Source organism: Streptomyces sp. NPDC022552, from assembly GCF_055561875.1.
In genome coordinates this window covers 624003-637591 of sequence record NZ_JBVHGJ010000001.1, presented here as the reverse complement: position 1 = coordinate 637591, position 13589 = coordinate 624003, and the positions used below count along the sequence as shown (strand labels likewise).

Sequence of the window (13589 nt, the reverse complement as noted above, 5' to 3'; positions counted from 1 at the left end):
CGCTCAGTCGTCGGACACCGTCGGACGCAGCCGTACCGCCGTGACCTTGTACTCCGGACACGAGGTCACGGTGTCGGCGTGCTCCGAGGTGAGGGAGTTGACGCCGCTGGCCGGGAAGTGGAACGCGCAGAAGACCTGCCCGGGGGCGAGTTCCGTGCCGACGCGGGCGACGAGTCGCGCCTGTCCGTGGCGGCTCTCGACGGTGACCGGAGTGCCGTCCCGCACACCGAACCGAACGGCGTCCTCGGCGGTCAGGTCCAGGTGGTCGGAGGCGTCGAGGAGCAGGTTGCCGCCTCGCCGGGTCATGCTCCCGGAGTTGTAGTGGGCCCATCGGCGCCCCGTGACGAGCACCAGCGGATAGTCCTGGTCCGGTTCCTCGCCGGGCGGCAGATAGGGCGCAGCCGACAGGTGGGCGCGCCCGTCGGGCGTGGCGAACTCTTCGGCGTACAAAGTGCGTTCGCCAGGCAGGTCCGGCGCGGGGCAGGGCCAGGGCACAGCCCCCTCCTGGTCGATCCGCTCGTGTGAGAGACCGGCGAAGAGGGGTGTCACACGTCCGCACTCTGCGAGAGCCGCCGCTGGGGTGGGGCAGTCCAGGTCGGCACCGAGGGCATCGGCGACGGCATGCACGACCTCGAAGTCGGAGCGCGCCGCACCGGGCGGAGCCACCGCTGGTCGTACGCGCTGGAAGCGGCGGTCGAAGTTGACGAAGGTCCCGTCCTTCTCCAGCCAGGAGGCCACGGGCAGGACGACATCGGCGTGGTGGGCGGTCTCGCCGAGGAAGAGCTCGTTGACCACGACGAGCGGGCAGGCGTCGAGGGCCTCCGCGACCCGCCGGCTGTCGGGATCGGTCGCGCACACGTCCTCACCGATGATCCACAGGGCCCGCAGCCGTCCCTCCCGAGCGGCCGCGAACATCTCGGGGATGCGCATGCCGGGCCGCTCGGGTACCGGCCGGCCCCACACCGCCTCGGCGCGAACGCGGGCCTCCGCGTCGGTGACACGGCCGTAGCCCGGAAGCAGGTCGGGCAAGGCGCCCATGTCGGAGGCGCCCTGGACGTTGTTCTGGCCGCGCAGGGGGCTGATGCCGAACCCGCGGCCGGTGGCGCCGACGGCGCCGCGCAGGACGGGAAGGTTCGCCAGGGTCCGCACCCCGTCGGTGCCGTGCAGGTGCTCGGTGACCCCGAGTCCGTACAGGACGGCCGGCCGCTCCGCGCGGCCGTAGAGCCGGGCGGCCTTCCTGATGTCGTCGGCGGGGACGCCGGTGATCTCGGCGACCCGCTCGGGCGGGTAGTCGGCCAGCAGGTCGGAGAGTTCGTCCAGCCCGGTCGCGCGATCGCGGAGGAAGCCCGAATCGGTCATGCCTTCGTCGACGAGAACGTGGGCGAGGCCGTGGAAGAGGGCGACGTTGGTGCCGGGGCGCGGACGCAGGTGCACGTCGGCACTGTGCGCGAGGCCCACGGCACGGGGGTCGGCCACGATCAGGGCGGCCCCTGCGAGTGCCCGCTGAAGGAGGCGGGCACCGACGACGGGGTGGGCCTCGACGGGATTGGCGCCGACGACCATGAGGCAGTCGGCGGTCTCGACGTCGTCGAAGGGGTCGGTGCCGCCGGCGCGTCCGAAGGAGGCGGTGAGTCCTGCGGCTGACGGGGCGTGGCAGAGGCGGGAGCAGTTGTCGACGTTGTTGGTGCCGATGACGGTCCGCAGGAACTTCTGGACGAGGTAGTTCTCCTCGTTGGTGGCACGGGCGGAGGAGATCGCGGCCACCGAGTCGGGGCCGCCGTCAAGGACGGCCGCGCGCAGGCCGTCGGCGATCCGGGTCACCGCCTCGTCCCATGTCGCCGGTCGCAGTTCGCCGTTCTCCCGGATCAGGGGCTCGGTGAGACGTTCGGCGGAGCTGAGATATCCGTACGCGAAACGGCCCTTGACGCAGGCGTGGCCCCGGTTGACAGGCCCGTCCCGGGCGGGGAGCACAGCAGCGACACGGTCCTCGCGGACGACGACGTCGAGGGTGCAGCCGACTCCGCAGTAGCCGCAGGTGGTGCGCACGCGGTCATTGGGGGTCTGCCGCGAGGTGAGGCCCTGACCGGGTCCGGGCTGGGTGATCGCCCCTGTCGGGCAGGCGTCGACACAGCCGCCGCAGGACACGCAGTCGGAGTCGGCCCAGAGGCCGCCGGTTCCCGGTGCGACGACCGTGTCGGCTCCGCGTCCGGTGAGGGTGAGCGCGAAGGTGCCCTGGACGTCCGCGCACATGCGGACGCAGCGCCCGCACGCGATGCACAGGTCGCGGTCGAGATGGACGTACGGGTGGCTCTCGTCCCGCCCGCGCGTGGGATCACCGGCCGCCGTGTCCGCCGGGATCCCCAAGGACCGGCACGCCTCGGCCAGTTCACTGTGCGCGCTGTCGGCGAGCGCGTGCGGCGGGAGCGCCGAGGCGATCAGGCCGACCGCGTCCCGGCGCAGGTTCCGCACGCCCTCGCCGACGGTGTCGACGGTGAGGCCCGGCGTCGCGGGCGTGACGCAGGCGGCGACGGTCCGCCCGTCGGCGCGGACCAGGCAGGTCCGGCAGGAGCCGACCGGCCGGAGACGGTCGTCGTGGCAGAGGGTGGGCAGTTCGGCTCCGGCGGCACGTACCGCGTCGAGCAGTGAGGACCCGGCGGGCAGTTCGACCGACACGCCGTCGACCTGGAGCCGGGTCATCGGTCCCATCCTTCCAGGGCCGGCCCGTAGGCGCGGGCCAGGCTGCGGACGGCGGCGGGAACGCGGCGGCCGAAGGCGCAGAGACTCGCCTCGCTCATCAGCCGTGCCAGTCGTTCGTAGGACTCCCCCGGCCCGCGCCGGCCCTGCGCGAGTCCGAGCCCTCGCCGGGTGCCGACCCGGCAGGGCGAGCAGGCTCCGCAGCTCTCGTCGGCGGCGAACTCCCAGACGTGCCGAAGGAGTTCGTACGGATCTGTGTCAGCGCCGAAGGCGACCATGCCGGCGTGGCCGAGCGCGGCGCCGTGCTCGGCGAGCGCTGCCGTGGTGAGCGGGACGTCGAGCGCGGTCCCGGCGAGGAACCCGCCGAGGGGCCCGCCGATCTGGAGGGCGACGAGCTCGCGGCCGCCCTTGAGGCCGCCGCCGAACCGGGTGACGATCTCGCCCACAGGAGTGCCGAGCTCGACCTCGTAGGCGCCGGGCCGGGTGAAGCGCTCGGACAGACAGACCAGTTTGGTGCCGGTCTCGTCCGGTACGCCGCGCCGGGCGTAGGACGCTCCGCCGTGGGCGACGATCCAGGGCACGGCCGCGAGGGTCTCCACGTTGTTGACCACGGTCGGCGCGTCCCACAGACCGTGGTCCGTGGGGTACGGAGGCCGGGGGCGCGCACAGCCGCGAGCGCCTTCGAGGCGGGCGATGAGGGCGGTCTCCTCGCCGGAAACATAGGAGCCGGCTCCTTCGGCGATCTCGACGAACGGCTGCGGACCGGCTGTCTCGACCGACGGGGCCAGGTCCCCCGCCTGCGTCGCGCGCTCCACCGCCCGACGCAGCCGGGCCAAGGCTCTCGGATACTCGGAGCGGACCAGGACCGTCCCACGCCGGGCACCGCAGGCGAAGCAGGCCAGGGCGAGTCCCGTGAGGACGCGCTCGGGGTCCTCCTCCATGAGCAGCCGGTCGGCGTACGAGCCGGGGTCGCCCTCGTCCCCGTTGGCGACGACGACCGTGTCCGGCTTCCCCGCCGCTGCGGCCCACTTGTCTGCCACGGGAAATCCGGCGCCCCCGCGCCCGCGCAGTCCTGAGACGGCAGTCTCCTCCCGTACGTCTTCGGGACGCAGCCCGGCCACCGCCTCGCGCCACACGTTCCAGGCGGAGTGCCCTCCCACGATCCCGGCGAGCAGGACGGGCGCCCCGGTGGTGTCGGCCGCGGGAATGCCCGGCGCGCGCGGTTCCGTCCGCCCGCCGAGTTGGTCGGCCAGGTCCGGGCCCATGCGAGGCAGGATGCCGTCGAGGGCGGCGGGGCCCGCGTAGCAGTAGCCGAGGCAGTGCACGGTCTGCAGCGAGGTCGAGCTTGTCTCGTCGACCGTGCCCGCCACCACTCCCAGAGCGCGTTCGACCTCGGCCAGATGCTCACCACCCCGCGCGGCGAAGCACGCCGTCGCGGTGCACACCCGCACATGCCGCTCGCCGCGCGGAGCGGCGAGATCGGCGAAGAAGGTGGCGGGGCCGAGCCCCGCGGCGCCCGGCAGTCCGGCTGCTTCCGCGACCTGGGGCGCCCACGCCTCGGGCCCTTCGGCGGTGCCCGACCTGGCGCGCTCCAGCGCGGCCGGCAACAGCCCCCCGCGGTGTCCGTGCCGTTCGGTCAGCTCACGGAGCGCGTCGGGGCGTGGACTCGGCTCCTCGGGCATCCGACCGGTCATGCTCCCAGGGTGACCGGCCATGCCCCCTCCCGCATCCCGGCCGGTCACGGACTTCACGGTTTCGCGTTGCGCAGGGTAGTCAGGAGCCTGCGGTACTCCTCCTCGTCGATCTCACCGCGCGCCAGTCGCTCGCCCAGGATCTGCTCGGCCGACGTGGCTGGGCCGAGACCCCGAGGCCGTTCCGCGGCACGGTCCAGCGTGCGGAAGAGCATCACCGCGACGGTGATGAGAAGGCCCCAGAACAGCACCATCCCGGCCGACATGGCGAACCAGCCCCATCCGTTCATGCCGTCGCCGTACCAGAACATCATCGCCACTCACACTCCCGGCGGTCTGGCCTGCAGGAGCGGGACACCCCCGCCTCCGGTCTGTCCGACACTCCCACCGTGCCCGGCCGGGACGCCCCCGCACAGGGCCGACCGGCCCCTGGCGTGGGGCCGGGTCGGTCACGGAAGGGAACGGGTGGCCCCTGGAGCCGGGGTCCCGGCCTGCCAGAGGGTGGGGAACAGCAGGGCTCAAGCCGCCCATGCGGATCACTGCCGGGAGGCCACCATGGTCCGGAACACGGGGAGCCGGCCGGTCGCGGATACGCCGCGGCCGTGGCAGATGCTGCTCCTCGCCACCATCGGGTTCGCGCTCTGTTTCTGGGCGTGGGCGCTGCTGGCACCCCTCGGCCCACGGCTCCGGGACGACCTGGACCTCAGCTCCTTCGAGCAGTCGCTGGTGGTCGCCGTGCCCGTAGTGGTCGGCGCGCTCGGCCGGATCCCGGCGGGGGCGCTGACGGACCGGTGTGGGGCACACCGAGTCTTCCCTCTCGTCGCGGCCCTGACGATCATCCCCGTGCTGTACCTGGGCCACCTGGCCGACTCGCTGGCCGAGGTACTCGCGGGCGGCTTCCTCCTCGGGATCGGGGGAACGACCTTCGCCGTCGGCGTACCGTTCGTCAACGCCTGGTACCCACCCGCACGGCGGGGCGTCGCCCTCGGAATCTTCGGCCTCGGCACCGGAGGTACGGCCATCTCGGCCTTTACCACTGTCCAGCTCGCCGACGCCGTCGGACGTGCCTTCCCCTTCGATCTCGTGGCCGGCGGCCTCGCGGTGTACGCCGGAGCGGCCTGGTTCCTGCTCCGCGACAGGCCGGGGCGCGTGACGGCGGCGGGATCGCTGTACTCGCGCACCGCCCTGGCCGTCCGTACGCCGGCCACCTGGCAGCTGGCGTTCCTGTACGCCGTGTCCTTCGGCGGATTCGTCGCTTTCAGCGTCTACCTTCCGACCTACCTCACCCGGGCCTACGAGCTCGGCCGCTCCGACGCGGCACTGAGGACCGCAGGATTCGTCGTCCTCGCCGTGGCGATGCGGCCGGTAGGCGGCTGGTTGTCGGACCGTGCACATCCCGTACCCGTACTGACGGTTTCGTACGGGCTCGTTTCGGTGTGCGCCCTGGTCGCGGCGTTCGAGGCGGACCTGGTCCCCGTGGGAACGGCGGCCTTCTTCGGCATGGCCGCCGGCCTGGGCGCCGGGTCCGGGGCGGTCTTCGCGCTCGTCGCACGTCTGGTCCCGGCCGAGCGGGTCGGCTCGGTGACGGGAGTGGTCGGGGCGGCGGGCGGCCTCGGAGGCTTCTTCCCACCCCTGGTGATGGGCGCGGTCGACAGCGTCGCGCACGACTACACGTGGGGGTTCGTCCTCCTCGCCGTCACCGCCACGGGCGCAGGAACCCTGGCCGCCACCGCAGTCCGGCGACGCGCCCGGGCGACGGTGGACGCCTGACTACGACGGCGTAGCCGCTCGAGCGGGGCCTCTCGGTGACCCGGCGATTGGGCCCTTCGGCCCCTCTTCCGGGCCTGGATGGCCGTAGCCTCCCGTTCCTTCCGGGGGTTGGTATGGAAAGCATGAACACCGACCGGGCACTCCTTGTCGCCACCGGGGTACGGAAGATATACCGGACGGGCTCCGTGGAGGTCACCGCCCTGCTCGACCTGGATCTCCTCGTGCGCCACGGGGAGATGGTGGGCGTCATGGGACCGTCCGGTTCCGGAAAGACCACGCTGTTGAACTGTCTGTCGGGGCTCGACGACATCGACGGGGGTCGGGTGGAGGTCGACGGCCACGACCTGTTCGCCATGTCGGACGCGGCGCGCACGGAGCACCGGGCCCACACCATGGGTTTCGTCTTCCAGGCGTTCAACCTCATCCCCGTCTTCTCCGCGGTGGAGAACGTCGAACTGCCCCTGCTGCTCGTGGGCACCCGGCCTCGTGAAGCGCGTCGCAGGGCTCTGGACATGCTCGACCGGGTCGGCCTCGGCCACCGGGTCGAGCACCGGCCGAGCGAGATGTCCGGCGGTGAACAGCAGCGGGTGACCATCGCCCGCGCCCTGGCCGGACGCCCGGCCATCGTGTGGGCGGACGAACCCACGGGCAACCTCGACAGCGCGATGGCCGACCAGGTCATGGACCTGCTGTGCGAGCTCAACCAGGACGAGGGCCAGACGATCGTCCTGGTCACGCATGACAGCGCCATCGGCGCGCGCGTCCCAAGACTGATCCGGATGCGCGACGGGCAACTGGTCGACGACGTCCGCCAGGCCGTCACCGCCCCGGCCGCGATCCGCGACTTCCCCATGGGCTGACCATGTACCCGAACCTCCTCATCCCGCTGCTCACCGCCCTCGCGCTAGCCCTATTGGCGTTGGTGCTGGTCGCCGTCCGGCAGCCGGTGTCACGGCGGCTGGCTTTTCGGCAGGTCGCCCGACGGCGCACCGAGGCAGCGCTGGTGATCGGCGGATCGATGCTCGGAACGGCCATCGTCATCGGAGCCCTGGTCGTCGGCGACACCCTGAACTTCTCCGTACGACAGGAGGCGTACCGAACCCTGGGACCGGTGGACGAGCGCGTCGTCGCACCCCCTGGGCCGACCGGGCGCGCCGTCACCGAGCGGCTGGCCGCCTTGGCGAGCGATCCCGACGTCGACGGAGTCCTGCACGCCCAGACAACCCAGGCATCGGCCGTCAGCACCGCCGACGACCGCACGGCCGCCGAACCGCGCGTACTGGCCTGGCAGATGGACTTCGACGAGGCATCGCGCTTCGGCGCGGCGGGTGGCGACTCCGGCCTCGGCGGACCGAACCCGAAGCCCGGCCAGGTCGTGGTCAACGAGCCGCTGGCCCGGTCCCTGAGCGTGGGAGCCGGTGATCCGGTCACGGTGTATCTGTTCGGAGCACCGCAGACGTACCGGGTCGAGCGCGTGGTGCCGGAGCAGGGCCTTGCCGGTGTGGGCCTGGGCGGCAGGCTGAACCGCGACGTTTTCCTGCCACCGCAGGCCCTGGACTCCGCCGCCCGGGCCGCCGGAGCGGAGCCGCGCTCGGTCACCTTCCTGTCCAATCGAGGCGGCGTCGAGAGCGGCGAAGCCCTGACCGATCGGGTGACCGCCGACATCCGGCAGGCTCTGGGCCCGCTCGCCGGCCAGACTGCGATCGAGACGCCGAAGCACACGGTCCTGCGGGATGCCAAACAGGCCGGGGACTCCCTCGGAGCCCTGTTCCTCATGATCGGCAGCTTCAGCATCATCGCGGGCGCCCTGCTTCTGGTGAACATCTTCGTCATGCTCGGCGAGGAGCGGAAATCCCAGATGGGCATGGTGCGAGCAGTGGGGATGAAGCGCTCGCGGCTTGTCGGGTCCTTCACGCTCGAAGGGGCCACGTACGCGTTGCTGTCCGCGCTGCCGGGCGTGGCCATCGGGGTCGCCGTCGGCTGGGGCGTCGCCGTCGTGGCGGCGCAGATCTTCCAGGGCTGGTCGGTCGGCGGCAGCAGCATCCGCATCGCGTTCGCCATCACCCCCACCAGCATCCTCAACGGACTGGCCTTGGGCCTGCTCATCGCCTTCGCCGCGATCCTCGCGACCAGCGTGCGCATCAGCAGGTTCAACATCATCGCCGCCATCCGCGACCTCCCCACCACACCCGGACAGGGGCCACGCCGCCGGCTGCTCGCGGTCTCCACCACGCTGGCCGTCCTGTGCGCGTTCGCGGCCGTCCCGGCCGTGGCGCGCAGCCAGCCCGACGCTACGTACCTCATGCCGGCGCTCGCCCTCGCCTTCATGACTCCGGCACTGCTGCGCGTCCTCCCCCGTCACACGGTCACCACCCTGGTCGCGGGAGCCGTTCTCGCCTGGACGCTCCTGGCACCCGTCATACGCCCCCGGATCTTCGACACGCCGTCGATGTCCGTGTACGTCATCCAGGGCGCCCTGGCCGCCTTCTCCGCCGTGGTGCTCGTCAGCGACAATCAGAAGACGCTGCTCCGCCCCGTACGGCGACTCCTCCAGCGCCCGACGGAAGGCGGCCTCGCGGCGCGGCTCGCGGTCGCGTACCCCTTGGCCAAGCGGTTCAGGACCGGCGCGACGCTGGTGATGTACACCCTGATCGTCTTCGTCCTCGTGCTCCTGACGGAGATCTCGGGCACTCTGCGCGCCGGAGTCGACGGAGTCGTCGCCGACGCCACCGCCGGATACTCCCTGCGACTGGACTACAACCCCCAGGTCGCCGGCGGTCGACTCGTCTCCGATCTGCGTGGCGGCCCGTCGGCCGCCGAGATCGCCGCCGTCACACCGCTGCTCAACGCCACAGGGCGGGCCACCGATCCGGGACACCGCAGCCCTCAACCTCTGGACACCGCCGTCGTCGGCGTGCCCGACGGGGCGATCACCGGCATCACGTTCCGGGAGCGGCTGCCGGGCCTGGCCGACGATGCCGCGGTATGGCGTGCTCTCGCCTCCGACCCTCGCTACGTCGTCCTCGACGGCTTCTTCGGTAGCACCGGCGGACCGGCCGGCGACTACTACGACCCCGGGGACTCCCTCACAGTGACGGATCCCCGGACGGGCCGCAGCGAACAGAAGGTCATCGCCGGCGTGCTCAGCAACGGGTTGGTCTTCTACCCGGGCACCGGCGCCAGTTCGACCACGTACCCCGTGGTACTGAGCGAACAGGCGACGCGCGAGCTCTTCGGTACCCAGGCACAGAACGCCTCCGCGCTGGTCAGAACCGGCCCCGGAACCTCCCCCGACGCCCTGGCGACGCAACTGCAGGGCGAGCAGCTCTCGTCCAGTCTGGTCGCCACGCCCATCGAGTCGGACATCCGCCAACAGTTCGACTCCAGCACCGCCTTCTTCCGTCTCATGCAGGGCTTCCTCGCCCTTGGCCTCGGCGTGGGCATCACCGGCCTCGGCGTCGTCATGGTCCGAGCTGTACGCGAACGCCGCCGCACCATCGGCATCCTGCGGGCCCTCGGCTTCCGGGCACGAACCGTCCAACGGTCCTTCCTTTGGGAGAGCAGCTTCGTCGCCGTGGAAGGGATCGTGCTCGGCTCACTGCTGGGCGTGCTCACCACCTGGCTGATGTACAGCAACAGCGCCGCATTCGAGGGCCTCGAAGGAGGTTTCCCGGTCGAATGGACGAGTATCGGCGGCCTGGCGGCAGCCACCTTCGCCGCGTCGCTCCTGGCCACGATCGGGCCGGCCCGGCGCGCGGCCGCCATCCGCCCGGCACTCGCGGTCCGCGTAACCGAATGACGAGCAGCCCAGGACTGCCCACGGAACCAACCTGGCTCGTCACGTGTCGAGCTCCCGGGCGATGTTTACGAAGGCACCCTTTTCATCACGGGCGCCAACGGCCGGTCCGGCTCCTGGGACCTATTGAGGACGGCGAGATCAGCGCCAACCCGCCGGTCCATCTCGACTGCGCCCTGGAAGCAGCCCGGCACTGTCCCCACCTCTTGAACGGTCATGTCGCCGCCGGCTTCGTGTACCCCACGTCATGGGGTGTGCACGCGCTACGACCTCCCGGGGAGCACCCCGGCGCCTGGCAAGCCTGGCACACGGAATGGACGGCCACCCCAGGCAGCCACACCCTGGCGGTCCGGGCCTCGGATTCCTCCGGCCGCACCCAGCCCCTCGAACCGCCCTGGAACCGCGGGGGCTTCGGCAACAACCTCATCCAACGCGTCCCCGTCCTGTGCTACTGAACTGATGAGACTGGAAGGGAAGGCTGAGGACCCTCTTGAGGACCCTCTTACGGATCCGTGACGCGCGGCCCGTCGAACACCTCGCCGGAACCGAGGCGGCATAGCTTCGAGGCATGCGCGTACTTGTAACTGGAGGAGCGGGCTTCATCGGCTCGCACATCGTCGCCGAGCTGATCGGACGCGGCCACGACCCGGTGGTCTTCGACATGGCGGAGGACGGGCGGGACGTACGGGATCCTGCTGCCGTGCGGAAAGCCCTGGCCGGGGTCGACGCGGTCTGTCACCAGGCGGCCAAGGTGGGCCTGGGCAAGGACTTCGGGGACGCACCCGGGTACGTGTCGGTCAACGACCTCGGTACGGCGGTGCTGCTGGCCCAGATGACGGAGGCGGGCGTACGAGGGCTGCTGCTCGCCGGGTCGATGGTCGTCTACGGCGAGGGGCGGTACGAGTGTGCCACGCACGGCGTGATCCGGCCCGGTCCGCGTGCCGAGGCCGACCTGAAGGCCGGTCGTTTCGAGCCGCGCTGTCCTGACTGTGGTGCCGACCTGGCACCCGGTCTGGTCGCCGAGGACGCGCCGATGGACCCGCGGAACGTATATGCCACCACCAAGCTCGCGCAGGAGCACCTCGCGTCCTCGTGGGCCCGGGCGATCGACGGACGCGCCATCTCGCTGCGCTACCACAACGTCTACGGGCCGGGGATGCCCCGCGACACCCCGTATGCGGGCGTGGCCGCCCTGTTCCGGTCCGCGCTCGCGCGCGGCGAATCGCCGCGCGTCTTCGAAGACGGCGGACAGCGGCGGGACTTCGTCCACGTACGGGATGTGGCCTCGGCCAACGCGGTGGCGCTGGAGGCTCTGGCGGACGGGCCGGGCTTCGCCGCGTACAACGTCGGCAGCGGCGATCCGAGGACCGTCGGCGACATGGCACAGGCACTGGCCGGCGCGTGCGGAGGCCCGGACCCGGTCGTCACCGGCGAGTACCGGCTGGGCGACGTGCGGCACATCACCGCCGACTCTGCGCGGCTGTGCCGCGAGCTGGGCTGGCGCCCGACGGTGCCGTTCGCCGACGGGATGGCCGAGCTCACGGGTGGCGCGGAAGGCCCGGCTCTGCGGGCCGCTGGGCTCGCCCGGCAGCCGTAGGGCAGCAGTGGGCTGACCTGGAGGGTCGGCTACCCCGCCGGTGCCGGCAGGGTCAGTTCGAAGCGGCAGCCGCCGGAGACGTTGCGGACGTCGGCCCGGCCCGCGTGGGCCTCGACGATGCCCCGGACGATCGCCAGGCCGAGGCCCGCCCCCGAGGGTGGAGTACGTGCCGGGGCGCCGCGCCAGCCGGTGTCGAAGACGCGCGGGAGGTCTTCCTCGGGGATGCCTCCGCAGGCGTCGGTGACCGAGAGCACCACGGAGTCCGCGCGGCGTTCGGCGGCGATCGCGACGGTGCCGTCGGCGGGGGTGTGGTGGATGGCGTTCACGAGGAGGTTGGAGAGAACTCGGGTCATCTCCTTGCCGTCCACCTCCACCGGGAGCGGTGCGACGTTCTCGCCCGCCAGGCGCACGCCGTGTTCCCGGGCAAGGGCGTCGGCGCCGGCCAGGGCATCTCCGACCAGGTCGTAGAGGGAAATCCGGGTGAGACTGAGGGACAGCGCGCCGGCGTGGATGCGGGAGAGCTCGAAGAGGTCGCCGACCATGGAGTTGAGGCGGTCGACCTCGGTGCGCATCTGGCGGGGGTAGCGGGCGGGATCGGCCGCCATGCCGTCCTCCAGCGCCTCCGACATGGCGCGCAGCCCAGCCAGTGGGGTGCGCAGGTCGTGCGAGATCCAGGCCACGAGCTCGCGCCGGGACGTCTCCAGGGCCCGCTCGCGTTCACGGGAGGCGGCCAGCCGTTCGCTGGTGAGGGCGAGCTCGCGGCTCAGGGCCTCGAACTCGGCGGGGGCGGGTACGAGCGGTGGCGTGAACGAGCCCTGCTCCCCGAAACCGCGGGCCGCACGGACGAGTTCCCGGCATCGTCGCACGACCTGGCGGCCGAGGAGCAGTGCGGTGGCCAGCGACACGGCGGCCGCCATCGCGACGACCATGGTCACCACGGCCAGGTCGTGGGAGGACAGGAACATCGCCCACGCCACCGCGAGCGTCCCGGCGAGCATCGCGGACACGGCGACGGCGGCGACGACGGCGAGGGACACCGCGAGACTCCGGTGCCTGAGGACGCGCAGCGCCACGACTCCCAGAAGCCCCGCGGCGCCTGCGCCAAGGAGGGCGTACAGGGCGATCAGCAGCAGGTCACGCACGGCCGGCCGCCGTCTCGGCAGCCGACGCGGCCTCCGTGGCCGGGCTCGCCTCGAAGCGGTAGCCGACGCCCCAGACGGTCTGGATCAGTCGTGGGCTCGCCGGGTCGTCCTCGACCTTTCCGCGGAGCCGGCGCACGTGGACGGTCACGGTGGACAGGTCTCCGAAGTCCCAGCCCCAGACCTCGCGCATCAGTCGCTCCCGGTCGCAGACCTGCCCCGGGTGCCGCAGGAAGTAGGCGAGGAGGTCGAACTCCCTCAGGGTGAGGGCGAGTTCCCTACCGTTCTTGGTGACCCGACGCGCCGCCGGGTCCAAGGACAGACCCGCCGCGGCGAGGCGTGGCTCACCGGCCGGAGCGGCGGCCGTCGCCCGGCGCAGGACCGACTGCACGCGCAGGACGAGCTCTCGCGGGCTGAAGGGCTTGGTCACGTAGTCGTCCGCGCCCACCTCCAGGCCCAGGATCCGGTCGTCCTCGTCGCCGCGCGCGGTCAGCATGATGACCGGGACGGGCCGTGTGCCGCTCTCCCGTGCGCGCAGCCGACGGCAGACCTCCAGCCCGTCCATACCGGGCAGCATCAGGTCGAGCACCATGAGGTCGGGCCGGAGCTCTTCGGCGGCGCGCAGTGCGGCCGGCCCCTCCGCCGCCAGGCGAACCGCGAAACCGGCCCGCTTCAGATACCCGGCCACGACCTCCGAGACGGTCGGATCATCGTCCACGACGAGAACACCGGCCGGCGCACCGATCTCGTCGGTGCCGTCGGGCCGGTGCCCTTCGTACGCACTCTCCCCATCGCTCACTGCCATGGGCTCCAGGTTGTCACCCGGCTGGGCCGGTTGTGGCGTGGGTTCCCCTCCTCCGGGATGGCGTCCGCGTTTCGTAAGGACTGGAAGGGCCATTTCC

At 72.0% G+C, this 13589-nt stretch carries 9 protein-coding genes; 4 read left to right on the top strand and 5 right to left on the bottom strand.

The genetic code is table 11. The features are described from left to right. Positions 1 to 3 precede the first annotated feature (3 nt). From fdhF to ACZ3OF_RS02960, 3 genes are read right to left on the bottom strand one after another with little or no spacing between them, the layout of a single operon-like run. The gene (gene fdhF, locus ACZ3OF_RS02970) at positions 4 to 2697 is read right to left on the bottom strand and encodes a formate dehydrogenase subunit alpha (protein WP_467302320.1); all 2694 of its coding nucleotides are present in this window, start codon (positions 2695 to 2697) and stop codon (positions 4 to 6) included. Next, positions 2694 to 4388, bottom strand: coding sequence for an NADH-ubiquinone oxidoreductase-F iron-sulfur binding region domain-containing protein (locus tag ACZ3OF_RS02965; RefSeq protein ID WP_467302318.1), 1695 nt, complete (start codon positions 4386 to 4388; stop codon positions 2694 to 2696). The genes fdhF and ACZ3OF_RS02965 overlap by 4 nt, the downstream gene beginning before the upstream one ends. A 53-nt stretch (positions 4389 to 4441) precedes the next feature. After that, the gene (locus ACZ3OF_RS02960) at positions 4442 to 4699 is read right to left on the bottom strand and encodes an SHOCT domain-containing protein (protein ID WP_467302829.1); all 258 of its coding nucleotides are present in this window, start codon (positions 4697 to 4699) and stop codon (positions 4442 to 4444) included. Between the two features lie 241 nt (positions 4700 to 4940). Here ACZ3OF_RS02960 and ACZ3OF_RS02955 point away from each other — a divergent pair, with 241 nt between their 5' ends. The 4 genes from ACZ3OF_RS02955 (at position 4941) to ACZ3OF_RS02940 (ending at position 11548) form a co-directional block, all read left to right on the top strand. After that, positions 4941 to 6155, top strand: coding sequence for an MFS transporter (locus ACZ3OF_RS02955; protein WP_467302316.1), 1215 nt, complete (start codon positions 4941 to 4943; stop codon positions 6153 to 6155). A 122-nt stretch (positions 6156 to 6277) separates the two neighbouring features. After that, complete coding sequence (locus ACZ3OF_RS02950) at positions 6278 to 7015, top strand: ABC transporter ATP-binding protein (RefSeq protein ID WP_467302315.1); 738 nt, start codon at positions 6278 to 6280, stop codon at positions 7013 to 7015. Positions 7016 to 7017: 2 nt separating this feature from the next. Continuing rightward, positions 7018 to 9954, top strand: coding sequence for an FtsX-like permease family protein (locus ACZ3OF_RS02945; protein WP_467302313.1), 2937 nt, complete (start codon positions 7018 to 7020; stop codon positions 9952 to 9954). A gap of 565 nt (positions 9955 to 10519) precedes the next feature. Beyond that, complete coding sequence (locus ACZ3OF_RS02940; RefSeq protein ID WP_361666559.1) at positions 10520 to 11548, top strand: NAD-dependent epimerase/dehydratase family protein; 1029 nt, start codon at positions 10520 to 10522, stop codon at positions 11546 to 11548. Between the two features lie 29 nt (positions 11549 to 11577). On the opposite strand, the gene ACZ3OF_RS02935 is transcribed toward ACZ3OF_RS02940, so the two are convergent. Next, positions 11578 to 12690 carry a sensor histidine kinase gene (locus tag ACZ3OF_RS02935; RefSeq protein WP_467302310.1) on the bottom strand — a complete coding sequence of 371 codons (1113 nt, stop codon included), beginning with the start codon at positions 12688 to 12690 and terminating at the stop codon, positions 11578 to 11580. Next, entirely contained in the window at positions 12683 to 13492 is an 810-nt protein-coding gene (locus tag ACZ3OF_RS02930) for a response regulator transcription factor (RefSeq protein ID WP_361666562.1), read from the bottom strand. The genes ACZ3OF_RS02935 and ACZ3OF_RS02930 overlap by 8 nt, the downstream gene beginning before the upstream one ends. Positions 13493 to 13589: the final 97 nt, after the last annotated feature.

Coding starts and splice junctions, on each gene's coding strand:
- ACZ3OF_RS02945 (WP_467302313.1), top strand. CDS start 7,018: ATGTACCCGAACCTCCTCATCCCGCTGCTCACCGCCCTCGCGCTAGCC.
- fdhF (WP_467302320.1), bottom strand. CDS start 2,697: ATGACCCGGCTCCAGGTCGACGGCGTGTCGGTCGAACTGCCCGCCGGG.
- ACZ3OF_RS02950 (WP_467302315.1), top strand. CDS start 6,278: ATGAACACCGACCGGGCACTCCTTGTCGCCACCGGGGTACGGAAGATA.
- ACZ3OF_RS02965 (WP_467302318.1), bottom strand. CDS start 4,388: ATGACCGGTCGGATGCCCGAGGAGCCGAGTCCACGCCCCGACGCGCTC.
- ACZ3OF_RS02940 (WP_361666559.1), top strand. CDS start 10,520: ATGCGCGTACTTGTAACTGGAGGAGCGGGCTTCATCGGCTCGCACATC.
- ACZ3OF_RS02960 (WP_467302829.1), bottom strand. CDS start 4,699: ATGATGTTCTGGTACGGCGACGGCATGAACGGATGGGGCTGGTTCGCC.
- ACZ3OF_RS02930 (WP_361666562.1), bottom strand. CDS start 13,492: ATGGCAGTGAGCGATGGGGAGAGTGCGTACGAAGGGCACCGGCCCGAC.
- ACZ3OF_RS02955 (WP_467302316.1), top strand. CDS start 4,941: ATGGTCCGGAACACGGGGAGCCGGCCGGTCGCGGATACGCCGCGGCCG.